The sequence below is a fragment of the Haladaptatus ordinarius genome (assembly GCF_054177595.1).
Map to the genome: position 1 here is coordinate 25,578 of NZ_JBPEHH010000013.1, position 22,392 is coordinate 47,969.

The following is a 22,392-nucleotide window of genomic DNA, read 5'->3' on the forward strand; positions in this document are numbered from 1 at the left end:
AATTTCTTGGAATCTATCGCATGGGATGTGTGCAATCAGCACGCACGGTTCACTTCACGGGACCGCGGGAAATCGACGTCCGCGTGGAGGGGGTTTCCGAACCGGGACCGGACGAGGTGGTCGTTCGCACCGAGGTGTCGGCGGTCAGCCCAGGCACCGAACTCCTCGTCTACCGCGGTGAAGCACCGACCGAACAGGTGACCGACACGACGATCGATTCGCTCTCCGGCACCCTCGACTTTCCGCTCCAGTACGGGTACGCGTCTGCCGGACGCGTGGTCGACGCCGGGCGCGACGTCCCGGACGACTGGTTCGGCGAATCGGTGTTCGCGTTCCACCCCCACGCCAGTCACTTTCTCGCCTCACCGGACGACCTCGTTCGGATTCCGGACGGCGTTTCGCCCGAGGAGGCCGTATTCCTGCCGAACGTCGAGACGGCGGTGAACGTCGTGCTCGACGGCACGCCACGAATGGGCGAACAGGCCGTGGTCTTCGGACAGGGTGTCGTCGGACTCCTCACGACGGGGCTCCTGGCGGACTGCCCGCTCGCCGACCTCGTGACGCTCGATTACTATCCAATCAGGCGCGAACTGTCCCAGGAGATGGGTGCCGACCACTGTCTGGACGCTACGGCCGACGTTCGAGAGGACGTCGAAACCGTCCTCTCCCGGCCAGAAACGCCTGCGGGTGCGGACGTGACCTACGAACTCTCGGGCGATCCCGACGCGCTAGACGACGCGGTCGGGGTGACCGGCTACGACGGTCGCGTCCTCGTCGGGTCGTGGTACGGCATCAAGCGGGCCGACCTGGACCTGGGCGGGTCGTTCCACCGGAGCAGAATCGACATCGCCAGTACGCAGGTGAGCACCCTTGCCCCTGAACTCCGGGGGCGGTGGGACACCGACCGCCGACTCGACGTGGCGTGGCGTCGACTCGCCGGCCTCGACCCGACCCGACTCGTCACGCATCGAATCCCCATCGACGACGCGTCCGAGGCGTACCGACTGCTGGACGAATCCCCGGACGAAGCGGTTGCCGTCCTCCTGACTTACGATTGACCATGTACGAAGTGAGCGTATCACGAACGTTCGTCGCACAGCATTACTTGACCGTCCCGAACCCCGGCCCGGAGGGTGACCTCCACTCGCATCGCTACGGAGCAGAAGTACGATTTCGCGGCGACTCGCTGAATCAGTACGGCTATCTGGTAGACATCGACGACGTGTCCGACTCGCTGGACGAGACGGTGGCTCGATATCGCGACGAGACGCTGAACGACCTTCCGGCGTTCGAGGGATTGAATCCCAGCGTCGAACACTTCGCTCGCATCTTCTGCGACCGTGTCCTTCACGGCATCGACGATATCGACGCGTCGCCAATCGACGATGTGAGGGTTCGACTGCGTGAAGACGACGACGCGTGGGCCGCCTTCGAGCGCTCGGTGTGATGCACCTCGGATTCGTCGTGTACGGGTCGCTCGCGGAGCAGTCCGGTGGCTTTCGCTACGACAGAAAACTCGTCGAACACCTCCGTGAACGCGGGCACGACGTGCAGGTCGTCGGCCTGCCGTGGGACGGGTACGGTCGATGTCTCCTCCACAACTACTCGCGTCGACTTCGCTCACGGCTGGCGGGATTCGACGTGCTCCTCCAGGACCACCTCTGTCACCCTTCGCTCGTCCAGGTCAATCGACACCTCGACGCCCCACTGGTCTCGGTCGTCCACCACCTCCGGTCGAGCGAACCGCGACCGGCGTGGCAAAATCGGGTGTACCGCGCCGTCGAACGCCGCTACTTTCGACGGCTCGACGGCGCGGTGTGTAACGGCGAGACGACGCGGGGAACCGTCCGTTCCCTCCACGACCTCCCGACCGCTGTGGCGTACCCCGCTGGCGACCGATTCGCACCAGTTGCCTCCGTCGAGCGAGCGTTCGACGGGCCACTTCGACTCGTCTTCCTCGGCAACCTCATCCCCAGGAAGGGACTCCACGTCCTCCTTTCCGGACTCTCTCGGGTGCGCGGCGACTGGCATCTCACCGTCGTCGGTGCGGCCACTGACGCAGCGTACGCGGCGCGAGTCCGCCACCTTCGCGACGAACTTCGGCTGACGGAGAAGGTCACGTTCACCGGACGACTTCCCGACGAGGCGGTGGCCGAACTGCTCGCCAGCGGCCACGTCCTCGCGGTGCCGTCGTTGTACGAGGGATTCGGACTCGTCTACCTCGAGGGAATGTCGTTTGGACTGCCCGCAATCGCGACCACGGCGGGCGGTGCGAACGAAATCGTCTTCGACGGCGAAAACGGGTTCGTACTCCCGCCGGGCGACCCCGACGCGATAGCTGGGGCCGTTTGTCGCTTGCGGGACGACGGAGAAACCCTCCGCCGGATGAGCAGGGCGGCGCGAGAACGATACGAAGCCCATCCGGACTGGGACGACGCGACGGACGCCGTGGAACGACTCCTCGAAAGGGTGACCCGACAATCAAACCAGGTTCCCTCCTCGCCATGACCTTCCAACGGTACCTCGAAGCGAAACGGACGGTCGACGACCGGGCGCTGAACCGCCGGGTCCTCTCTCGATTTTGCGGCGAACTCCCCGACGCCGCTCGCGTCCTCGAAGTCGGCGCCGGAATCGGGGTGATGGTCGACCGACTCCACTCCTGGGACTGTTTTCCGCCCGAGGTCCACTACACGGCCCTCGACATCGACCCGAAGAACGTCGAAACCGCCCGCGAGCGATTGCTCGCACGGGGGTTCGACGCGGGCGACGACCTCACCCTGGAGCGAGACGGCCGGCGGCTCGTCGTCTCGTTCGAGGTCGCGGACGCACTCACGTTCGCGCGCGAGACGACCGACCGATGGGACGTCCTCGTCGGCCACGCGGTTGCGGACCTGTTCGACCTCGATTCGGCACTCCCCGCGCTCCTCTCGGTGCTCGATTCGGGTGGAATCTGTTACTTTCCCATCACCTTCGACGGTGGAACGGTCTTCGACCCGCCGCATCCGCTAGACGACCGGGTAGAGCGACTGTACCACGAGCACATGGACGAGGGAGATGGAACCAGCCGGGCGGGACGAAGACTCCTGGGGTCGCTCCGAGCACGCGACACGCAGGTGCTCGCGGCGGGCAGTTCTGACTGGGTGGTGTATCCCCAGAACGGCTCGTACCCCGCGGACGAGGCGGCGTTTCTTCGGCACATCCTCGACACTATCGACGGGGTGCTCGCGGACCATCCCGACATCGACTCCGACGCGTTCTCTGAGTGGATGCGGACGCGGACGCGACAGGTCGAGAACGCGGAACTGACGTACGTCGCCCACCAGCTCGACGTGTTGGCGAGAACGGAGTGAGCCACCGCCCGTCTGCCGACTTCGCCGCCATCGTCGACCATTTTCCCACGTAGTGTGTGGCGTCTCGTGTCCGCTTCAGTATTCGGAAACGAGACGATGGAATCACCTGCCAGCAATGGCAGACGAAACACAAAATACTCAAAGTGTTAGCTTCCGAGTACAGACGTATGGACTGGACGGACCGACTCCCGCCACGGCCCTGGCTCGTGCGCGGCGTCGTTTTACTGCTGATCGTCGCCCTCCTCGCGCCCTCCGCTGTCTCCGCGATAACGTACGACCAAGAGGAATCGAACCTGCAGCGGGGCACCATCGAGAAACCCGCGAACGGAACCACTGTCATCAGCGTGCAAGGATATCACTTCCAGGGGAAAGGAAACAAGAAAAAGCCCGCGCGCCTCGTCGCCGTCGGTCCGAACGGCAACGTAGAGTGGGTACACAACGGCTCGAAAGAAGGTGCGGCGTGGTTCTACGACGTCGACCCGTTGCCGAACGGGAATCTGCTCGTCGTGTCGACCCAGCGCGGCGGCACGTTGGTCTACGAGTACAACCCCGACACGAAAGAGAGGGTGTGGAAACAGTTCCTCGAAATCCACGACACGCACGACATCGACCTCATCAACAACGGCACACAACTGCTCGTCGCCAACATGCGTGCGTACAACGAGAGTACAGGCAAGAACGACGACAGCATCTACGTCTACGACCTGGAGAAAGACGAAATCGTCTGGCGCTGGTACTTCCGTAACTACTACGAGAAGAGTGCCGGAAAGGACGAGTACACCGGCGACTGGACGCACGTCAACGACGTCGACAAGATCGGTCCGGGCAAGTACATGGCCGACCCGCGCAACATGGACGAAGTGCTCGTCATCGACCGTGAGACGAAGAACGTCACGATGAAACTCGGAGAGGACGGTGGCAACCACGACGTCCTCTACGAACAGCACAACCCCGACTACCTCGAAAGCGAGGACGGCAACCCGACCGTCCTCGTCGCCGACTCGCACAACCATCGCGTCGTCGAGTACGAGAAACGCGGCGACGACTGGGAGAAGACGTGGGAGATGGGCTCGTCCGAGAAGTTCAACTGGCCCCGTGACGCAGACCGCCTGCCGAACGGTAACACGCTCATCACCGACTCCTCGAACCACCGCGTCATCGAAGTGACGCCGAAAGGCAAGATCGTCTGGGAGTTCTACTCGCCGTGGCTTCCCTACGACGCCGAGCGCGTCGCACACGGTGGCGGTTCCAACGGCCCGACGATGGCCGACCAGGGCGTGAACGGCGAGTATCAGGTCTCCGGTAGCGCGAACATCGACCCCGGCACGGGCGACAGCGTGAAGATGTCGGTCGTGCTCGCCGACGCCTTCGCGGGCACGTCGTTCGAAGACGACGCGCGCCGGTACGGCGAACAGTGGGACCAGGTGACGCCGTTCATCCGCCCAATCTGGATGAGCGAATACGCGTTCATCGCCGCGCTGGTCGCTATCCTGCTGTTGCTCGGGTTAGTCGTCGGCGAACTCGTGTATCAGCGACGGCGCATCTACTCGGGCGTGAGTCGGCGACTGGCCTGACTGCTGAGCGTTCTGGCTACTTTTCGACCTCTCTACTGATAATCCACTTCTCCCTCTCCTTCGCCGATCCACGCCCCTCTATCCGGTTCCCGCGAGGCCAGCGGGTCGATGTCCTTGTACCAGGGGACGTTTTTCAGTTGCTCCTTGTTGTACACCAAGTCGTCTTTCGTGTCGCCCGTGAACTCGAAGTTCTGGGTGAGCAAAATCGCGTCGACGGGACAGACCTCCTCGCACAGTCGGCAGTAGATGCACTGGCCGACGTGGAGGTTGTACTGCTCGCCGTTGCGCTGGTCGTCCATCACTATCTGGATAGTGTCGTTCGGACAGACGTTCTCGCACTGGCGACACCAGATACAGCGTTCCTGGCTGAACTTGTGGATGCCGCGGAACCGCGGGCTGACTTCGGGTGCCACGTCGGGATACTCGACCGTGAACGTAGACCCGTCCAGCGCGTGTTTCATCGTCGTCGCCATCCCTTTGAGCAGGCCGATCATCGGTCCACCTCGCCCAGGATGATGTCGAGGCTTCCCAGCGACGCGACCAGGTCCGGTACGAACTCGCCTTCGGCCATCTCCGGGAGCGTCGAGAGGTTGTGGAAACACGGGCTTCGAATCTTGAATCGCGCCGGTTTCGGCGTGCCGTCCGACCGCACGTAGATGCCGAGTTCGCCTTTCGCCGCCTCGACGGCCCGATACGCTTCGGTGTCGGCCTCGGGTTTGAGCGTCCGGGGAACGTTCGACTGAATCTCGCGTTCGTCTTCCGGCCAGTCTTCGAGCAGTTCGACGCACTGTTCGATTATTTTCGCCGACTCCTCGACCTCGCGGAGTCGCACCAGCACGCGCGAGAAGTTGTCACAGCCGTCTTCGGTGACGACGTTCCAGTCGAGCTGGTCGTAGTAGCCGTATGGGTCGTCGCGGCGCAGGTCGTAGTCGACGCCCGACCCACGAGCGACCGGTCCGGTTGCGCCGTACTGTCTGGCCACCTCGGGTTCCAGAACCCCGGTGTCGAGACACCGGAGCTGGAAAATCTCGTTGCCCGTGATGAGGTCGTGATACTCTTCGAGCGCACCCGGCAGTTCGTCCACGAAGTCCAGAATCTTCTCGAAGAACTCCTCGCGGGGTTCCGGAAGGTCCCAGACGACGCCGCCGAGGCGGAAGTAGTTGAACATCATACGCTGGCCCGTGAGGTCCTCTAAGATGTTCTGCACCCGCTCTCGGTCTCGCATCGCGTACATGAAGATGGCTGTGAAGTCGCCGTACACGTCGAGCGCGAACGTTCCGACGGCGAGCATGTGCGCGGCGATTCGACACAGTTCCGCGCTCATCGTTCGGATGACTCGCGCGTACTCCGGCACGTCCAGGTCCGCGATGTCCTCCGCGACGCGGGCGTACGCCCACTCGTTGAGCAGGCCCGCGGAGGCGTAGTCCCAACGGTCGGGATACGGCATTATCTGGTGGCGGTAGGTGCAGTTCTGGGCCATCTGCTCTTCACAGCGATGGAGGTAACCGACGTCGGGTTTCACGTCGACGACCTGCTCGCCGTCTAGTACGGTCTCCAGGTGGAGCACCCCGTGCGTGGCGGGGTGGTGTGGGCCGATGTTGAGAAAGATGGTGTCCGCTTCCTCGGCGAAGTGGTCTTCTTGCAACGGATTTCTGTGGGCTTCCAGCGTCACTATCTGCGGTTTGTCCTGGGCGTAGTCGAGCGAGAGCGGATGGCCCTGCCACGTCTCGGGAAGGAGAATCCGCCGCAGGTCCGGATGGCCTTCATACTCAATGCCGACGAGGTCGTAGGCCTCGCGCTCGTGCCACTCCGCGGTCCGATAGACGGGTTCTGCCGACTGGCTAACGGGGTCGTCTGTGCTCGTCGGCACGACGACGCTCACCTCCTGTCGCGGGTCGTCGTACTTTTTCAGGTGATAGACGCTCTCGAAACGGTCGTCGTACTGCTGTGCGGAGAGACACGAGAGGTGGTCGAATCCGGCCTCGTCGCGCAGGATGGTGAGTACCTCCTGGACTTCGTCCGGACGAATCACGACCCCCGGCGCGTTCAGGTGCTCCTCGCGCCCGATGACGCGGTCGCCGAGCAGGTCGGCGAGTGCGTCGCCGTCGACACGTTGTTCTTGCAGACTCATGGCGAATCGGCCCAGTTGTAGCGCATGACGAGCGTCTCCTCGTCGATTCGGTCGGCGAGCGTCTCGACCAGTTCGTCCCGGTCGAGGTCGCCGAACCGTTCGAGTTCGTACGGCTTGACGGTCACCGGACTCGCTTCCCCGTTGGCGATGCGCTCTTGGAGTTTGGCGATACCGTAGACGAGCGCCTCGGGGCGCGGCGGACACCCCGGAACGTGGATGTCACACGGGATGACCTCTTCTGCGCCCTTGATGACGTTGTACCCCTCCTGGAACGGACCGCCGGAGCAGGTACACGACCCCATGCTGACGACGAACTTGGGTTCGGGCATCTGGTCGTAGACGCGCTTCATGCGCGGCGCGAACTTCGAGACGATGGTACCTGGAACGATGATGACGTCGGCCTGTCGCGGCGAAGCGCGTGGGACGCCCGCCCCGAAGCGGTCCAGGTCGTGTTTGACCGCGTACGTGTGCATCATCTCGATGCTACAGCAGGCGATACCGAACTGTAGCATGAACATCGACGACCCGCGCACCCAGTTCATGAACTTATCGAACTTCGTCAGGATGAACGGCGACGTTCCGAGGGCGTCGCGAAGCTTCGAATCGAATCGATTCCCCTGTCCTTTCGCCTCCGTGCGACTGGTTTCGTCGACCAGTCGCTCGTCTGGCGGACTGTCCTGCTGTGACGCTGGCTGTGATTCACTACTCATGGTCCCCACCCATGTCCCGTGTTACCGGGCTTCAATGGCGGTTAGGGAGGGACAGTCATGAATATTGGGGGACGATGGCGTCGGCTCTCGCCGTCGCACGTTGGACCACGCTGGAGGGTGCGGCGAACTCGACTATCACTTCCTCGCGGTCACCTGGATACACCACCCTATCGACGCGAGCGTTGTCGTAGAGCCAGGAGACGAGCGTCATCGTCTCGCTGGTGTTGGGGAGCGTCAACTCGTCCGTCTCCCACTCCGGCAGTTCGTCCGCGATGCGGTCTCGAAGTTCGTCGAGACCGTCGTTCTCGGTGGTGCTCACGACGACCGGGTCGGGTGCGAGGTCGTCCACCGCGCTGACTCGCTCGTTCAGTTCGTCGCACCCGACGCGGTCTGCTTTGTTCAGTACGGTCACGGCTCGATTCGTCTCGCCGTCGAGCAAGTCGAGCGAGGTCCCGAGTTTTTCGCGCAGTGTCGGTAGCGGGTCGCTCACGTCGGCGACGAGCAGCACGAGGTCCGCTTCGTACGTCTCGGTGAGCGTGGCCTCGAACGATTCGACCAGCCAGTGGGGAAGGTCTCTGACGAATCCGACCGTGTCGGTGACGAGCGTCTTCCGTCCCCGAATCTCGGCCCGGCGGGTCGTCGTTTCGAGCGTCTCGAACAGTCGGTCTTCGACTGTGGCGCTCTCGTGTACGTCGTCGTGGCGCTCCGGGTCGAGGTCCATCTCGTCCGCAAGTCGCCGCAGGAGCGTCGACTTTCCGGCGTTGGTGTAGCCGGCCAGCGCCACGAGGTCGAATCCTTGCTCACGTCGTTTCTCGCGGCGCTGGTCGCCCACGTCGGAGAGACTGTCGAGTTTCGACTCGATGCGGTTGATGCGGTCTTCGATGTCGGTGATGCGTCGGTCCTCTTTCTCGCCGAGTCCGTTTCGCGAGCGTCGCTCGTTCGCGACTTCCTTCCCCAGTCTGATTTCGGCTCGAACGCGCGGGAGTTCGTACTGTAACCGTGCGAGTTCGACCTGAAGTTTCGCACGACGGGTCCCCGCTTGCTGGCTGAATATGTCGAGAACCAGCCGATACCGGTCTACGATTTCCGTCCCGTCGGGACACAGCACCCCGATTTCGTAGGTCTGCTGCGGGCTGAGGGAGTTGTCGAAGACGACCGTCGACGCGTCGTTCTCTTCGACGCGTCGTGCGAGGGTTTCGGCCTTCCCGCGACCGAACTGGTACGTCGAATCCTCCGCTCGCGATTGGGTCACCTCGTCGACCATCTCGTACCCCGCCGCGTCGGCGAGCGCTCGTATCTCCGTCGTTTCCGCTGTTCCGTCGTCCACTCGTTTCGCGATGATCGCTGTTCCTGCTTGCATGATTTGGTGTCGTGTGTGTCTGATCGTCGGTACCTCGGCGAAAATCGCCACGCTACGCTACTCGACGTTTCACGAACGAAACCGGGGACCGATGTGCGCCGCTCGCGTGGAGCGGACGACGAATCGACCGATGCCCGGTCAACAAGGGAGTGAGGTGGTCATGCTTCGACCTTGCTTCCCGATACGACAACACCACTAAAAAAAGGTTACTAGCGTTTTCGACGCGACGATTAGAAGAGAACGAGCGCTCGACGTTCAGACGAGCAGTTGGACGTCGGAGTCGGCCATGTGTTCGAGTGCGGTGGCCGCACCGACACCGCTCACGACGCCGTCGTAGAACTCCTCGTCCTCGTAGTCCATCAGGTCCATCGTCATCTGACAGGCCTGCAGTTCGACGCCGCTCTCTATCGAGACGTCGATGAGTTCTTCGATGGTCGCCGTCCCGTTCTCGTCGATCTTCTTTCGCATCATCTTCGTCGCCATCGAATCCATGCCGGGGAGCGCAGCGAGCGCGTTCGGCATCGGCATGCTGGGGTTCCCGACGGCGCTGAGTTTGAGGTCCTTCGACTTCTCCTTGTGGAGGATGTCGAGACCCCAGAACGTGTGGAAGACCACGACATCCCAGCCGAAGGCAGCGGCCGTGCTGGCGAGGATGAGGGGCGGGTACGCCATATCCAGAGTCCCCTTCGTGGCGATGATCGTCATCTTCTTCTGCCCGCCGACTTCGTCTTTCAGGTCGGCGAGTTCCTGCTCCAGGTTCTCTATCTGCTCGTGGAGCGCCGCCTGGCTCGGGACGTCCGACTGCGCGCTGTCTGGTGTGTCAGTACTCATGATTACGCCGTTTTGCGGACGTAGTGACGGTACACTGCTTCACCGTTCTCGTCGCCCTCCTGCTGGTCGACGAGCTCGACACCGTCGGTCGTGTTCGCCCATCCTTTGATGTCGCTCATGCTTCCGGAGTCGGTCGCGACGACTTCCAGTATTTCTCCCTCTGCGAGTCCGTCGGTCGCTTGCTTCGTCTTGACGACGGGCATTGGGCAGTTCAATCCTTTCACGTCGAGTGTTTCTGCGATTTCGAATTCAGTGCTCATTGTGTTCACCAATGTTCTATCTTGGACGTACCAAACAATACTGGAGCGGTGTTTAAAAGTGTGTTGGTTGATGGGGAGACCGCACACAACCATCCACGCGAAGCTGCTACAGCCCTCCTCGGTGGTTTTCGTCCCCGTTTGGCTCCCGAATTCCCTTTCCGCGCTCGGCGCGCTCGTGCGATCAGTAACTAGAATAATGGGTGCCGCGTCGCAGGCTCGGACCCAGTATTGCACAGTTTTTGGAATACTATGCAAACACTTATACGTCTCCGTCCGATAGGAATCATCGTACATGAGTGAATCAGAGTTTCCGACTCCAGAGGTCGAAGTCGAACCGATCACCGCCGAAGAACTGAAAGAGAAGGTCGACGCGGGCGACGACGTGACCATCCTCGACGTGCGGATGGAAAGCGACTTCGAGGAGTGGCGCATCGAAGGCGATTCGGTCACGAACATCAACATTCCCTACTTCGAGTTCCTCGCCGACGAACCCGACGAGGAGCTGTTCGAAGAGGTGCCCGAAGACGAGCACGTGACGGTTCTCTGTGCGAAGGGTGGCGCGAGCGAGTACGTCGCCGGGCTCCTGAAGGAGCGCGGCTTCGACGTCGACCACCTCGAATCCGGCATGAACGGCTGGGCGAGCATCTACGAGTACCACGAACTCGACACCGAGTCCGACGCGACCATCGCCCAGTACCAGCGCCCGTCCAGCGGCTGTCTCGGCTACCTCGTAGTGAGCGGTGGCGAAGCCGCCGTCGTCGACCCGCTCCGTGCGTTCACGGACACGTACGTCCAGGACGCGCGAGCACTCGGCGCGGACCTGAAGTACGCCATCGACACGCACATCCACGCCGACCACATCAGCGGTGTTCGCACCCTCGCCGAGGAGAATGGCGCGGAAGCGGTCATCCCGGCCGCCGCCGAGGGTCGCGGCGTCGACTACGACATCGAGTACACGACCGTCGAAGACGGCGAAGAACTGTCAGTCGGCGAGACGAGCGTCGAGGTCATCCACACGCCCGGCCACACGACTGGTATGACCTCCTACCTCGTGGACGACGTGCTGTTCACGGGTGACGGCCTGTTCACCGAGAGCGTCGCTCGCCCCGACCTCGAAGAGGGTGACGAGGGCGCACCCGAAGCGGCAGGGATGCTCTACGACACGCTCCAGAACAAGGTTCTCACGCTCCCCGACGACACGTACGTCGCTCCGGCCCACTTCAGCGACGCCGCGACTCCACGCGACGACGGGACGTACACCGCGACCATCGGCGAACTGGTGGACACGATGGGGGCACTCTCGATGGAACGCGACGAGTTCGTCGAGTTCATCCTCTCGGACATGCCACCGCGGCCGGCGAACTACGTGGACATTATCGAAACCAACTTGGGCGTGAAAGACGCAGACGATGATGAGGCATTCGAACTCGAACTCGGCCCGAACAACTGCGCAGCCAGCCAAGACGCGATGACGAGCGACTGAACTGGCGCGTAGTATTCATCTCAACTTATGGTATACGAACTGGCACCGATACTTACGTACGCAGAACTGTTCCCCGAGGGTATCGCACGATACGCCATCGGGGGAGTGCTCATCGGTCTCGGGGCGGCGGTAATCTACCTCGGAACCGGCATCATCGCTGGAGCGAGCACGTTCCTCGAGTCGACGCTGTCGTACGTCTCGAACATCCCTCGGTTCAAGCAGCCGAAGTACATCGCCTCCCGCGATTGGCGTGTCGTCTTCACGCTCGGAATCGTCGGCGGGGCGGCCATCTATCAGGCCGTCTTCCACGGCGAAATCTGGACGACCGACGTCCAGTGGTGGCGACTGCTCGGTGGCGGCATCCTCGTCGGTGTCGGAACCCGAATCGGGAAGGGATGTACGTCGGGACACGGCGTCTGTGGCGTCGGCTCCGCCTCGTCTACGTCCATCGCTAACGTGGCGATGTTCATGGCGGTGGCTATCGGGACGGCCCAACTGGTGCAGGCACTGGGGGTGACACCATGAGCAGCCAACGCGGCCCGCTGTTCTTGCCCCTGATACTGGCGGGTGGACTCATCTTCGGGTTCGGTCTCGGCTACAGCCACATGGCCCAACCCGAAGTCGTGCTGGACTTCCTCCAGTTCGAGGACCTCGGCCTCCTCTTCGTGATGGGAGGAGCTGCGGCCGTGACGGCAGTGACGTTCACCATCGCCACGACGTTCCTCGACCGCGCGCCGCTGACGGGAAGCAGATACAAACGACGACTGAAGTCGTTCGACCGGAACGTTCTCATCGGCGGGGGAATCTTCGGCGTCGGCTGGGGCGTCTCCGGAATCTGTCCGGGGTCTGCCTACGCGAGCGTCGGACTCGGAAACTATCCGATGTTGCTCGGCGTCGGCGGGATGTTCCTCGGCGCGTACCTGCAGGGTCTCTGGCGAAAGCATCGAAGTGAATCGACTGCGCCGACTTCGACGGCAGACTAACTCGTCACTGTTTTCTCACGACCGAAGAGATGACAGAGCCGTGGCGCACGAGACCGTCGATAGAGCGTCTCGCCACGGTCTTCGTTGGTCGTGCAGTATTGTAGATTCTATGCAGAACTGTTTTATCCCGTCGTTTCGTAACGGCTGTCAATGAATCAGAAACACGTCGAACCGATGCGTTCCAGAGGGAGGCTGTGATGGCCGACGTCGTAACACTGGCTCCGGTTCTCGTCGCCGTCTTGAGCAGCATCTTCATGGCGTGGGTCCTCGGGGCGGGGTCGAGTGGTGCGACGCCGTTCGCCCCGGCAGTTGGCGCGAACGCCATCTCGATACTGCGTGCGGCGTTCGTCGTCGGAATCCTCGGTTTCGCCGGTGCTGCAGTCCAGGGAGGAAACGTCTCCGAAGCTGTCGGGAGTGGTCTCGTGACCGGGGTGACGCTGACGCCGATGGCCGTCATCGTGGCGTTGTTGACGGGTGCCGGACTGATGGCAATCGGCATCTACGCCAGCATCCCCATCGCAACCGCGTTCACGGTCACCGGTGCCGTCATCGGTGTCGGCCTCGCACTCGGTGGCACGCCCGCGTGGGCGAAGTATCAGGAGATTGCTGCGCTGTGGTTGTTGACGCCGTTCGTCGGTGGTGGACTGGCTTACGGCATCGCCCGCGTCCTCCCACGCGAGGACGTCCCCGAACGAGTCAGTATCCCCGTGCTCGGGGCGTTCGTCGGTCTCGTCATCGCCAACGTCGAGTTCACCTTCCTCGGACCGACGGGCGTCGCCCGTTCGCTCTCCGAGGCGGTCGCGGTCAGCGTACCCGTCCCGGCACTGCCGGCTCGTATCGCCATCACGCTCGTCGTCGCCCTCGCGCTCGCCGTCGTCCTCCGTCGAGACATCGACCGTGACGAGGCGCGAGCACTCCGGCGATTTCTCCTCGCACTCGGGGGATTGGTCGCGTTCGCCGCCGGTGGGAGTCAGGTCGGTCTGGCGGTCGGCCCGCTGTTGCCGCTGTTGGACGGGTTCGCCGTTCCGACGGCGCTCGTCCTGGTCGGCGGTGGTCTCGGCCTCCTCATCGGGTCGTGGACGGGAGCACCGCGGATGATCCAGGCTCTCTCGCGGGAGTACTCCTCGCTCGGGCCGCGTCGGTCCATAGCCGCGCTCATCCCCTCGTTCCTCATCGCACAGACTGCCGTCTTACTCGGGGTCCCCATCTCGTTCAACGAGATAATCGTCAGTGCAATCGTCGGGAGTGGCGCCGCAGTCGGCGGAAACGCGAACGTCGAGAGCGTCAAACTCCTCAAGACCGTGGGGGCGTGGGCCGGGTCGTTCGTCATCGCGTTCACCATCGGGTACGGCGTCTTCGTCGTCGCGCTCCTCTAGTCGGCTTCCGAACCGATTCGTAGGGTATCAGTACGATTTCCTTCTCACCGTCGCAGCCCGGAGCCGACTCCGCCAGCCGATTCATAGGTTATCGTTACGATTTCCGGATACAATATTGCACGAGAATCCCAACGTTGATAAATGCTGTAGCCGGTAATCGCCGACTACGCGGAAAAGCATGGTTCGTACAAAACCACGAAATTTCGACAGGTGGAAGCAACGATGACCCTGGCTGGCATCGAATCGGTTGGCGGAACAGCGAGTGCGTTCGTGACTATCGGGACGGTGCTCGGCGAAGCGCTGGCCCTGTACGTCGGATACGGTTTGCTAACGGACGTCACCGAATCGGCCGTCGAATCGATACGAGGTGAGAAGGCGTGATTGGGCTCAGCATCGACCCGACCACGTTCGTCCTGTTCGTCGGTTTTGGCCTCCTCATCGGCATCCTGTTCGGCTTCTTCGGCATGGGCGGGTCGTTCCTCGTCACGCCGGCCCTCCTCGTGATGGACTATCCGGCACGAGTCGCGGTCGGAAGCGGGTTGGCGTTCGTCTTCGGGACGTCCGTCATCGCGTCACTCAAACACCGTGACCACGGCCAGGTCGATTACAAACTCGGCGCACTGTTCATCGTCGGCATGACGGTGGGTATCGAAGGCGGTAAGCAGGTCGTCTTCCTCCTGGAGGAACTCGGCATGGCCGACCTGGTCGTCGGCGTCTCCTACGTCGTCCTCCTCGGTGCTGTCGGTTTGCTCATCTTGAAAGACGCCCGAACGACGTCCGACGACGGAGATGACCGTGCCCTCGTCGAACGCTTCGAATCGATTCAGCTCCCGCCGACCGTCTCCATCAAAGGTGGAACTGAAGTTTCGGTGTGGCTCACGCTGGCAATCGCGGCAGCTATCGGCGTCCTCTCCGGATTCCTCGGCGTCGGTGGCGGCTTCCTGTTGATGCCCGCGATGATGTACGTGCTCGGAGTTCCTGCGGCCGTCGCGGTGGGAACCGACGTGTTCCAGATCACCGCTTCCGGAGCCGTCGGATCGTTCCTCTACGCACAGAGCGGGGCCGTCGACCTCTCCATCGTTGTCCCGCTGTTGATGGGAAGCGCCCTCGGCGCGCGAATCGGGGCCGCCTCGACCGCCATCGTGGACGAAGACGAAATCAAGGGCTACTTCGCCGCCATGCTGTTGGCGGGGAGTGCCGCTGTGGCGAGCAAACGACTCGGCAACACGTTCGACGTCGACGCGCTAGTCACGCTGAGTATGGCGCTCATCTTCGGTGCGGCCCTGCTGGTCAGCGGGGCGATAATGTACGCCACCGTGAAGAACCTTCGTCGGGGGGAGACGACCACGGCATCGATGGCAGACTGACGTAGTTACGGTTTTTCGAAATTTTCAGACAACGTAATATTTGCCGGATATCACCGCCGTCTGGCGTTCGTACGGGCGGAATAGTATTGTATCGTATTCCCAAAACCGTTATAACCCTTCGGCGGATAGGTATGGCTGAGTAGAATAGTATGATACGCACACAACCGTTCAAAGTGCCCCAGAGAGGGTGTGATATGGTATGGTAGACATCGGAGCGCTCGGCGCAGACGTAGAGTCACTGACGACCGTCGGCATCGTGCTCGTGGAGGCAATCGTGCTGTACGTCGGGTACGGCGCACTCACGCGAGTCGCGGGAGATGGAATCATGGACGCTATACGGGGGAAATAATCGATGGACCTGCTATTCGGAATGGCGCCGGAGTTGGTTGCACTGTTCGTCGGTTTCGGCCTGATGATCGGCGTCCTGTTCGGCTTCTTCGGCATGGGCGGGTCGTTCCTCGTCACGCCGGCCCTCCTCGTGATGGGCTACGCGCCGAAGGTAGCGGTCGGGAGCGGCCTGGCGTTCGTCTTCGGGACGTCCGTCATCGCGACGCTCAAACACCGTGACCTCGGACAGGTCGACTACAAACTCGGCGTCCTGATGATTGCCGGGACGACCCTCGGTATCGAAGTCGGCAAGGAGATGGTGTTGATGCTCGAAGAACTCGGGATGGCCGGGAGCCTCATCAGCGTGACCTACGTGGTCCTGCTCGGTGGTATCGGCCTGTTCGTCACCTACGAGGCGTTGAAAGGCGGTGACAGTGGCGGTGGCATCGACCACGACGCGGACGGCGAGATCGACGCCGACGACATTCCGGACATCGCCAAACGGATCCAGAAGTACAACGTTCCGCCGATGATATCGCTTCGCGGTGGCGTGTCGGTGTCGCTGTGGATGATCCTCGGTGTCGCGTTCCTGACGGGGCTCCTCTCGGGACTGCTCGGGGTCGGCGGTGGCTTCATCCGCATGCCAGCGTTGTTCTACCTCATCGGCGTCCCGGTCCCCATCGCCGTCGGTACGGACCTGTTCGAAATCGTGTTCTCCGGCGGTATCGGGAGCCTCCTGTACGCCGGGTCTGGCGGTGTCGACCTCTCCATCGTCGCACCGCTTCTGGCCGGGAGCGCCCTCGGCGCACGTATCGGGTCGGCAGCGACGAACATCGTCAACGAAGACGAGATCAAACAGTACTTCGGGTACATGCTGCTCGGTGGCGCAATCGCAGTCGCGTTCCGACAGATCGGCAACGCCTACGGGATGGAAGTGCTGAACACGGTCAGTCTGGTGCTGATCCTCGGTTCCGCACTCCTCGTCAGTGGTGCCGTCATCTACAGCAGCGTTCACACGCTCCGCAAACAGAGTACTCAGCCATCGCCGACGGCTGACTGACTTAGTTAGCGGAGTTTTGCACGAACTATACAAACCCTTTTACGGACGCAGTTCCTAGTAGTTACTAGACATGGCAGATTCGATGGCAGAGTACCTCCAGCAAGACATGGAGTGTGAGGGACTGCTGGAGTGTATCCACGGACTCAAAGAACTCGACAGGAAGTGCTATCAGGTCGTGGTCCGCAGTAGCGACCCGCTGACCATCGACGAGATTGCAAACCGAATCGAACGCGAACGCTCGACGGCCTACCGGTCTATCCAGCGACTGCTCCAGTCCGGTTTCATCCAGAAAGAGCAGGTGAACTACGAGCAAGGTGGCTACTACCACGTGTACCGACCGACCAATCCCGACGAGGTGTCCCGCGACATGCAGCGCATGTTGAACGAGTGGTACGCCAAGATGGGGCAACTCATCCAGGAGTTCGAGGACAAGTACGCCGAGTCGGAGCAGCCCACACCAACGGTATAATCCGATTCGGATTATAACACATCGATTTTCACCGAAACGACTTTCGTTCAGAGTAGTAACTACCTCGGCATGTCACGAATCGCTGGGGGAAGCGCTCGCCGATGGTAATCGACCGACTCGCGGCCATCGTCACGAAGCGCAGTCGCCTCGTCATCGTCGTCCTGTTCGTTCTCTCGCTCGCCGTGGGGAGTGGGGTCTCGAACCTCGGACAATCTTCCTCGCTCGACCAGTTTCAGGTCGACTCGACCGCATCACAGAAACTCGACTACATCGAATCCAACTTTTCGACGGGAAACGACGACCGGACGACCGTCCAGGTCGTCGTCCGTGGTGACGACGTTCTCTCGAAGGCGTCGCTACTTCGAACGCTCGAACTCCAACGAACGTTCCGCGACGACGAGACGGTCGGGCCGACGCTCGCTTCGAACACCTCGTCGGTCGGCGTCGCGAACGCCGTCGCACTCGCGGCCATGCGTGCGGAACGACGGAGTCCATCCGACGGAGCGAATGGACGTGTTCCTCCCACAGAAGACGCCACGACCGACGAAGGCCCCTCCCTCGACGCGCAGATCGACCAACTGCGCTCGATGAACCAGTCGGAGATAGACACCGTCCTGACGATGGTTCTCGCCGATGGTGGCGGCCGAGACGACGCCCTGGTGTTCATGCCCACGGAGTACGAACCCGGAACGACCACCGCGAACGCACGGATGTTCGTCGTCTTCCAGACGACCACTTCCGACGTCGGTGGTTTGAGCGACGCCTCCGACCGTCTCGTGGAATCGCAGTTGGCGATGCAGTCGTTGACGGCCGAGCGGCTCGGTGACGACGCCTTCGTCTTCGGTCTCGGAATCGTGACCGACGAAGTCGGTCGCTCGATGGGCGACAGTTTCACCGTCATTACGCCGCTCGCGTTGCTGTTCGTGCTGGTGACGTTGGCAGTCGCGTACCGCGACTTGCTCGACATCCTCCTCGGCCTGTTGGGCATCGGTCTCGTGCTCGTCTGGATGGCGGGGTTCATGGGTTGGGCAGGGATCGCGTTCAACCAGATGCTCATCGCAGTGCCCATCCTGCTCATCGGATTGTCGATCGACTACGCGATTCACGTGTTCATGCGTCACCGGGAGACTCGGGAAACACACGCCGACGCGTCCGCCCGCGAGTCGATGGACGCCACACTCAGGGGTGTCGGTGTCGCGCTCGTGTGGGTCACCGCGACCACGGCGATAGGCTTCCTCTCGAATCTGAGCAGTTCCGTTCCACCGATTCGAGATTTCGGCGTGGTCAGTGCGGCAGGAATCGTCTCCACGCTCTTCGTCTTCGGTGTACTGATACCGGCATCGAAGGTCGAACTCGACGCGTTCCTGGAAGGACGTGGATTCGACCGGAGAAAGCGTGCGTTCGGAACTGGTGGCGGTGCGCTGACGAGGATACTGTCGGTCGGAACGTTCGCAGCTCGAAAAGCGCCAGTGGTCGTCCTCGTCGTGGCTCTCCTCGTCGGTGCTGGCGGTGCCTACAGCGCGACGAAGATAGACACGAGTTTTCGCCAGGAAGATTTCATCGCCGAAGATCCACCCCAGTGGATGGACTCGCTTCCCGACCCCTTCCGACCGGGTGAGTACCACGTCCGCCAGAACGTCCAGTTCGTCAACGACCACTTCGTTCAGATGCGCGATACGACACGAGCACAGATTCTCGTCGAAGGTGACGTGACCGACCCGCAGACGCTCGAACGACTCCACCGGGCACAGGAACGCGCCTCGGGGAGTTCCACGACCGTCACGCTGGCCGACGGTGGTTCCCGAATCGCGAGTCCCCTCACGCTCGTCGAGACCATCGCGGCGCGAAACGAGTCGTTCGCCGACGTGGTCGAACGGGCTGATACCGACGGCAACGGCGTCCCCGATCAGAATCTCGACCGGGTGTACGACGCGCTGTTCGCTGCCGCCCCCGAGGGGGCAGCCGAAGTCGTTCACCGGGAGGACGGCGAGTACCGGGCGCTCCGGATGGCGGTCTCCGTCCGGGGCAACGCGGACGTGCGCGACGTGACCGCCGAGATGCGTGCAGCCTCGGAGACGGTTTCGGGCGACGGGTTGACCGCGACCGCGACGGGCCAACCCGTACTCACGGCGGTCGTACAAGCACGCCTCCTCCAGACGCTGGTCACGACGCTCGTGTTGACGCTCGTTGCCGTTCTCGGCTTCCTCGCTATCGCCTACCGACTCCGGGAAGGCTACGCGACTCTCGGTCTGGTGACGGTGTTTCCCGTGTTGGTCTCGCTCGCGTGGACGCTCGGAACGATGTACCTCCTCGGCATTCCGTTCAACTCCGAGACGGCGATGATAACGGGGCTGGCGATCGGTCTCGGCGTGGACTACGCCATCCACATGAGCGAACGATACGGGATGGAACTCGACCGAAACGACCCGGAAGAGGCGTTAGCCGTGAGCGTCACGGGTACCGGTGGTGCGCTCCTCGGCAGTGCCGTGACGACGGCAGGCGGATTCGGCGTTCTCGCGTTCGCGCTCGTTCCTTCGCTCCAGCGATTCGGCATCGTGACGGCCTTGAGCATCGTCTACGCGTTCGTCGCCACCGTTCTCGTCCTCCCGAGCGTGCTTCGACTGTGGACGCGCTACGTCGCCTGACCGACGACGACCTTCACCCGGTCGTAGGGGAGCCATCGCAGGTCTGCGTCGAGATACTCGGCGAGGTGAGCAACGAACTCCTCCTGTTTGAGCAGACTGTCGTCACTCCCTAACTGGAGCGTTATCTCGTCCACCTCGTCGAGTGCGTCGCTGCCGACCAGAACGGAGAACAGTTCTGCGGGCGTGACGGGATTGCCCGCTTCGATGTTCGCCGCGACGTCGTCTACCGCCGTTTCGACCTCGGTTTCGACGTCGAACTGCACGTCCACCGAGATTGCCTGGCCGAGCGCGGCGGCGGCGTGGACCTCCTCTGCCTTGCGAATCGCCGGTTCCAGCGCGTGGGCGAACTCAAGGCCGCTCTCGCGCATCCCGATGTAAGTGAAAGAAAGCATCGCCATCACGCCGTCGACGAAGTCGTCGCCTTCGACCGCTCGGTCGAACACCTGTCTGCGGTCTTTCTGCTTCAGGTGGTGGACGACGATAGCGAAATCGAGGACGGTGTCCGTGATTCGCTGACGGATTCGCGCCTCGGCGTTGCGCTTCGACTGGTCGTGTTCCATCTCCGCTTCGCCGAGGAGGTAGGCTCGGTCGGCGGGCGAGAGCATCCCCCGTGGTCTGTCTACGTCGGTTTTCATAATCGAATTTGGATTATACGGTATCGGTTTCCATCCGAAGCTATTTGAACTATCCGGGGTAACCCCCGGCCGATGACACTCCTCGACGCGACGATGCAGATTCTTCACACGTTGTTCGCGGGCGTCTGGGCCGGTTTTACGTTGTTCATGGCCGCCCTCGTCCTCCCGGCGGCCAAGAAGGGCCATCTCGGCAGCGACGCGCTCGGCTGGATGACAGGGAGATTCTCGCGCTTCTCGATGCTGTCGGCGCTCGTTTTGTTCGTTACCGGCGGTCACCTCGCTGGCACCGGATACACCTTCGAGTACCTCCTGAACCAGCCACGTGGCCACCTCATTCTCACGATGGTCGCGCTCTGGTTCGTGCTCGCCGGTCTGAGTCATCTGGCGAGTAGTCGCCTGACGAAGCGTCTCGACGCCGGAGCGAAACAGGCCGCGACCGCCAACGCCACGCTGTTCCACGCTGCTGGTCTCGTAGCGGTCGGTCTCCTCCTGGTCGCCGGGAGGTTGTGATGGAAAACGACGAAGGCACGGGTCGTGCACTGGCGACGGTGTTCGCCATCGTCTTCGTCGACCTCCTCGGATTCGGTATTCTCATCCCCATCATCCCGCTGTACGCCGAGGCGTTCGGGGCGAACGAGTTCGTCGTCGGACTCCTCATCGCCTCGTACTCCATCACGCAGTTCGTCTTCGCGCCGATTCTCGGCCGACTCTCGGACGAGCGTGGACGACGACCCATCCTCCTGCTCTCTCTGTTCGGGAGCGTCGTCGCGTGGACGCTCTTCGGCCTCGCCGGGAGTCTCCTCGTGCTCTTTCTGGCGCGTCTTCTCGCGGGCGCGATGGGTGGGAACATCGCGACCGCACAGGCCTACATCGCCGACGTCACGCCGCCGGAAGACCGGGCGAAAGGACTCGGTCTCATCGGTGCGGCGTTCGGTCTCGGCTTCGTCTTCGGCCCGGCACTCGGTGGCATCTTCTCCAGCGATGCCGCCGTCGCCCTCGGGCAGAGCCTCCTTCCGGGATTCGTCCCGGTGACTCAGTTCTCCCTGCCGAGTTTCGCCGCCGCCGGAATCAGTGCGCTCAACCTCGTCGGCGCGTTCTTCGTGCTGCCGGAGACGCGAACCGACCGGACGACGATGGAGCAAAAATCTCGACTGGCCCGCATCTTCGACGCGCTCTCCGACCCGGCGCTCTCGGGACTCGTCGTCTCTTTTTTCCTCTTCTCGCTCGCCTTCTCGGCGATGGAGAGTATGTTCGTCCTGTTCACGAAACAGGAGTTCGGTTACGGACCCGAGATGAACGGCTACGTCCTTGCCTACGTCGGCGTCGTCATCGCCATCGTCCAGGGCGGACTCGTCGGCCGACTCACCGACCGGTTCGGCGAACGACTCCTCGCGCTCGTGGGTGCTGTGCTCGAACTCGTCACGCTCGCTTTACTCCCGTTCTCGCCCACGCTCGGAAACTCGCTCCCGACTCTCGGCCCGTTCTCCGGCGGTTTGCTCGCCCTACTCGGCGTGCTCACCGCACTCGCAGTGGGCAACGGTCTGGCGAACGTCTCGCTCAACACCCTCGTCTCGAAGAGCGCGTCCGAGGACGAACAGGGCGGCGCGTTCGGACTCACCCAGAGTGCGGGGAGCATCGCCAGAGCCATCGGTCCAGTCGCGGCGGGCGCGCTGTACGCGGCCGTCGCCTACTGGCTTCCGTTCGTCCTCGGTGGCTTGCTCATGCTCCCTATCTGCTACGTCCTCGTGACCTCGGTGACGGCCGGCGGTCGACCGTCACCCACTCGCTGAGCCGATGGTTTATATACTAAAACGGAAGCAGTCGGTACCGA

24 protein-coding genes are annotated in these 22,392 nt (G+C 62.4%); 17 read left to right on the top strand and 7 right to left on the bottom strand.

The features are described from left to right. Positions 1 to 29: 29 nt before the first annotated feature. From ACR3FF_RS06955 to ACR3FF_RS06975, 5 genes are all read left to right on the top strand, one after another. Positions 30 to 1,058 (top strand): zinc-dependent alcohol dehydrogenase, encoded by a 1,029-nt coding sequence (locus ACR3FF_RS06955; RefSeq protein WP_458187237.1) that lies wholly within the window; start codon positions 30 to 32, stop codon positions 1,056 to 1,058. A 2-nt stretch (positions 1,059 to 1,060) separates the two neighbouring features. Then, a complete protein-coding gene (locus ACR3FF_RS06960; protein WP_458187239.1) occupies positions 1,061 to 1,447 on the top strand; it encodes a 6-pyruvoyl trahydropterin synthase family protein in 387 nt (128 codons plus the stop codon). Next, positions 1,420 to 2,508 carry a glycosyltransferase family 4 protein gene (locus tag ACR3FF_RS06965; protein ID WP_458187241.1) on the top strand — a complete coding sequence of 363 codons (1,089 nt, stop codon included), beginning with the start codon at positions 1,420 to 1,422 and terminating at the stop codon, positions 2,506 to 2,508. Before ACR3FF_RS06960 ends, ACR3FF_RS06965 begins: the two co-directional genes overlap by 28 nt. Then, entirely contained in the window at positions 2,505 to 3,350 is an 846-nt protein-coding gene (locus tag ACR3FF_RS06970) for a class I SAM-dependent methyltransferase (RefSeq protein WP_458187243.1), read from the top strand. The genes ACR3FF_RS06965 and ACR3FF_RS06970 overlap by 4 nt, the downstream gene beginning before the upstream one ends. Before the next feature lie 167 nt (positions 3,351 to 3,517). Then, positions 3,518 to 4,924, top strand: coding sequence for an arylsulfotransferase family protein (locus tag ACR3FF_RS06975; protein WP_458187245.1), 1,407 nt, complete (start codon positions 3,518 to 3,520; stop codon positions 4,922 to 4,924). Between the two features lie 32 nt (positions 4,925 to 4,956). Here ACR3FF_RS06975 and ACR3FF_RS06980 read toward each other — a convergent pair whose 3' ends face one another. From ACR3FF_RS06980 to ACR3FF_RS07005, 6 genes are all read right to left on the bottom strand, one after another. Continuing rightward, entirely contained in the window at positions 4,957 to 5,418 is a 462-nt protein-coding gene (locus ACR3FF_RS06980; protein WP_458187247.1) for a NuoI/complex I 23 kDa subunit family protein, read from the bottom strand. Next, positions 5,415 to 7,055, bottom strand: a complete 1,641-nt coding sequence (locus tag ACR3FF_RS06985) for an NADH-quinone oxidoreductase subunit D (RefSeq protein ID WP_458187249.1) — start codon at positions 7,053 to 7,055, stop codon at positions 5,415 to 5,417. Before ACR3FF_RS06985 ends, ACR3FF_RS06980 begins: the two co-directional genes overlap by 4 nt. Beyond that, positions 7,052 to 7,765, bottom strand: a complete 714-nt coding sequence (locus ACR3FF_RS06990; RefSeq protein WP_458187251.1) for an NADH-quinone oxidoreductase subunit B — start codon at positions 7,763 to 7,765, stop codon at positions 7,052 to 7,054. Before ACR3FF_RS06990 ends, ACR3FF_RS06985 begins: the two co-directional genes overlap by 4 nt. Before the next feature lie 55 nt (positions 7,766 to 7,820). After that, positions 7,821 to 9,125 carry a GTPase HflX gene (gene hflX / locus ACR3FF_RS06995; protein ID WP_458187252.1) on the bottom strand — a complete coding sequence of 435 codons (1,305 nt, stop codon included), beginning with the start codon at positions 9,123 to 9,125 and terminating at the stop codon, positions 7,821 to 7,823. A 255-nt stretch (positions 9,126 to 9,380) separates the two neighbouring features. Next, a complete protein-coding gene (locus ACR3FF_RS07000) occupies positions 9,381 to 9,956 on the bottom strand; it encodes a DsrE/DsrF/DrsH-like family protein (RefSeq protein ID WP_458187254.1) in 576 nt (191 codons plus the stop codon). A 2-nt stretch (positions 9,957 to 9,958) separates the two neighbouring features. Beyond that, complete coding sequence (locus tag ACR3FF_RS07005) at positions 9,959 to 10,216, bottom strand: sulfurtransferase TusA family protein (protein WP_458187256.1); 258 nt, start codon at positions 10,214 to 10,216, stop codon at positions 9,959 to 9,961. Positions 10,217 to 10,508: 292 nt separating this feature from the next. On the opposite strand from ACR3FF_RS07005, the gene ACR3FF_RS07010 reads away from it, so the two are divergent. The 10 genes from ACR3FF_RS07010 (at position 10,509) to ACR3FF_RS07055 (ending at position 19,926) form a co-directional block, all read left to right on the top strand. Beyond that, positions 10,509 to 11,699 carry an MBL fold metallo-hydrolase gene (locus tag ACR3FF_RS07010; protein WP_458187257.1) on the top strand — a complete coding sequence of 397 codons (1,191 nt, stop codon included), beginning with the start codon at positions 10,509 to 10,511 and terminating at the stop codon, positions 11,697 to 11,699. Positions 11,700 to 11,726: 27 nt separating this feature from the next. Continuing rightward, complete coding sequence (locus ACR3FF_RS07015) at positions 11,727 to 12,224, top strand: YeeE/YedE family protein (RefSeq protein WP_458187258.1); 498 nt, start codon at positions 11,727 to 11,729, stop codon at positions 12,222 to 12,224. Next, positions 12,221 to 12,682, top strand: a complete 462-nt coding sequence (locus ACR3FF_RS07020) for a DUF6691 family protein (protein WP_458187259.1) — start codon at positions 12,221 to 12,223, stop codon at positions 12,680 to 12,682. The genes ACR3FF_RS07015 and ACR3FF_RS07020 overlap by 4 nt, the downstream gene beginning before the upstream one ends. A 197-nt stretch (positions 12,683 to 12,879) precedes the next feature. Next, complete coding sequence (locus tag ACR3FF_RS07025) at positions 12,880 to 14,058, top strand: inorganic phosphate transporter (protein ID WP_458187261.1); 1,179 nt, start codon at positions 12,880 to 12,882, stop codon at positions 14,056 to 14,058. A gap of 222 nt (positions 14,059 to 14,280) precedes the next feature. Continuing rightward, positions 14,281 to 14,439, top strand: coding sequence for a DUF7512 family protein (locus ACR3FF_RS07030; protein WP_458187262.1), 159 nt, complete (start codon positions 14,281 to 14,283; stop codon positions 14,437 to 14,439). Further along, the gene (locus ACR3FF_RS07035; protein WP_458187264.1) at positions 14,436 to 15,425 is read left to right on the top strand and encodes a sulfite exporter TauE/SafE family protein; all 990 of its coding nucleotides are present in this window, start codon (positions 14,436 to 14,438) and stop codon (positions 15,423 to 15,425) included. Before ACR3FF_RS07030 ends, ACR3FF_RS07035 begins: the two co-directional genes overlap by 4 nt. A gap of 199 nt (positions 15,426 to 15,624) precedes the next feature. Then, positions 15,625 to 15,774, top strand: coding sequence for a DUF7512 family protein (locus ACR3FF_RS07040; protein WP_458187266.1), 150 nt, complete (start codon positions 15,625 to 15,627; stop codon positions 15,772 to 15,774). A gap of 3 nt (positions 15,775 to 15,777) precedes the next feature. Further along, positions 15,778 to 16,812: a sulfite exporter TauE/SafE family protein gene (locus tag ACR3FF_RS07045; RefSeq protein ID WP_458187267.1), complete on the top strand. Its 1,035-nt coding sequence runs from the start codon at positions 15,778 to 15,780 to the stop codon at positions 16,810 to 16,812. Between the two features lie 70 nt (positions 16,813 to 16,882). Beyond that, positions 16,883 to 17,281 (top strand): helix-turn-helix domain-containing protein, encoded by a 399-nt coding sequence (locus ACR3FF_RS07050; RefSeq protein ID WP_458187269.1) that lies wholly within the window; start codon positions 16,883 to 16,885, stop codon positions 17,279 to 17,281. A 101-nt stretch (positions 17,282 to 17,382) separates the two neighbouring features. After that, positions 17,383 to 19,926 (top strand): efflux RND transporter permease subunit, encoded by a 2,544-nt coding sequence (locus tag ACR3FF_RS07055; RefSeq protein WP_458187271.1) that lies wholly within the window; start codon positions 17,383 to 17,385, stop codon positions 19,924 to 19,926. Here ACR3FF_RS07055 and ACR3FF_RS07060 read toward each other — a convergent pair. Beyond that, on the bottom strand, positions 19,914 to 20,561 hold the full coding sequence (locus ACR3FF_RS07060) for a DUF8102 family protein (RefSeq protein WP_458187273.1): 648 nt from the start codon (positions 20,559 to 20,561) through the stop codon (positions 19,914 to 19,916). The genes ACR3FF_RS07055 and ACR3FF_RS07060 overlap by 13 nt on opposite strands. Positions 20,562 to 20,633: 72 nt before the next feature. Here ACR3FF_RS07060 and ACR3FF_RS07065 point away from each other — a divergent pair, with 72 nt between their 5' ends. Together ACR3FF_RS07065 and ACR3FF_RS07070 are read left to right on the top strand one after the other, a co-directional pair. Next, positions 20,634 to 21,071: a CopD family protein gene (locus ACR3FF_RS07065; protein ID WP_458187274.1), complete on the top strand. Its 438-nt coding sequence runs from the start codon at positions 20,634 to 20,636 to the stop codon at positions 21,069 to 21,071. Beyond that, the gene (locus tag ACR3FF_RS07070) at positions 21,071 to 22,351 is read left to right on the top strand and encodes an MFS transporter (protein ID WP_458187276.1); all 1,281 of its coding nucleotides are present in this window, start codon (positions 21,071 to 21,073) and stop codon (positions 22,349 to 22,351) included. Before ACR3FF_RS07065 ends, ACR3FF_RS07070 begins: the two co-directional genes overlap by 1 nt. The last annotated feature ends 41 nt before the right edge of the window (positions 22,352 to 22,392 follow it).

Coding starts and splice junctions, on each gene's coding strand:
- ACR3FF_RS06960 (WP_458187239.1), top strand. CDS start 1,061: ATGTACGAAGTGAGCGTATCACGAACGTTCGTCGCACAGCATTACTTG.
- ACR3FF_RS06970 (WP_458187243.1), top strand. CDS start 2,505: ATGACCTTCCAACGGTACCTCGAAGCGAAACGGACGGTCGACGACCGG.
- ACR3FF_RS06975 (WP_458187245.1), top strand. CDS start 3,518: ATGGACTGGACGGACCGACTCCCGCCACGGCCCTGGCTCGTGCGCGGC.
- ACR3FF_RS06980 (WP_458187247.1), bottom strand. CDS start 5,418: ATGATCGGCCTGCTCAAAGGGATGGCGACGACGATGAAACACGCGCTG.
- ACR3FF_RS06985 (WP_458187249.1), bottom strand. CDS start 7,055: ATGAGTCTGCAAGAACAACGTGTCGACGGCGACGCACTCGCCGACCTG.
- ACR3FF_RS06990 (WP_458187251.1), bottom strand. CDS start 7,765: ATGAGTAGTGAATCACAGCCAGCGTCACAGCAGGACAGTCCGCCAGAC.
- hflX (WP_458187252.1), bottom strand. CDS start 9,125: ATGCAAGCAGGAACAGCGATCATCGCGAAACGAGTGGACGACGGAACA.
- ACR3FF_RS07000 (WP_458187254.1), bottom strand. CDS start 9,956: ATGAGTACTGACACACCAGACAGCGCGCAGTCGGACGTCCCGAGCCAG.
- ACR3FF_RS07005 (WP_458187256.1), bottom strand. CDS start 10,216: ATGAGCACTGAATTCGAAATCGCAGAAACACTCGACGTGAAAGGATTG.
- ACR3FF_RS07010 (WP_458187257.1), top strand. CDS start 10,509: ATGAGTGAATCAGAGTTTCCGACTCCAGAGGTCGAAGTCGAACCGATC.
- ACR3FF_RS07015 (WP_458187258.1), top strand. CDS start 11,727: ATGGTATACGAACTGGCACCGATACTTACGTACGCAGAACTGTTCCCC.
- ACR3FF_RS07020 (WP_458187259.1), top strand. CDS start 12,221: ATGAGCAGCCAACGCGGCCCGCTGTTCTTGCCCCTGATACTGGCGGGT.
- ACR3FF_RS07025 (WP_458187261.1), top strand. CDS start 12,880: ATGGCCGACGTCGTAACACTGGCTCCGGTTCTCGTCGCCGTCTTGAGC.
- ACR3FF_RS07030 (WP_458187262.1), top strand. CDS start 14,281: ATGACCCTGGCTGGCATCGAATCGGTTGGCGGAACAGCGAGTGCGTTC.
- ACR3FF_RS07040 (WP_458187266.1), top strand. CDS start 15,625: ATGGTAGACATCGGAGCGCTCGGCGCAGACGTAGAGTCACTGACGACC.
- ACR3FF_RS07045 (WP_458187267.1), top strand. CDS start 15,778: ATGGACCTGCTATTCGGAATGGCGCCGGAGTTGGTTGCACTGTTCGTC.
- ACR3FF_RS07050 (WP_458187269.1), top strand. CDS start 16,883: ATGGCAGATTCGATGGCAGAGTACCTCCAGCAAGACATGGAGTGTGAG.
- ACR3FF_RS07055 (WP_458187271.1), top strand. CDS start 17,383: ATGGTAATCGACCGACTCGCGGCCATCGTCACGAAGCGCAGTCGCCTC.
- ACR3FF_RS07060 (WP_458187273.1), bottom strand. CDS start 20,561: ATGAAAACCGACGTAGACAGACCACGGGGGATGCTCTCGCCCGCCGAC.
- ACR3FF_RS07065 (WP_458187274.1), top strand. CDS start 20,634: ATGACACTCCTCGACGCGACGATGCAGATTCTTCACACGTTGTTCGCG.
- ACR3FF_RS07070 (WP_458187276.1), top strand. CDS start 21,071: ATGGAAAACGACGAAGGCACGGGTCGTGCACTGGCGACGGTGTTCGCC.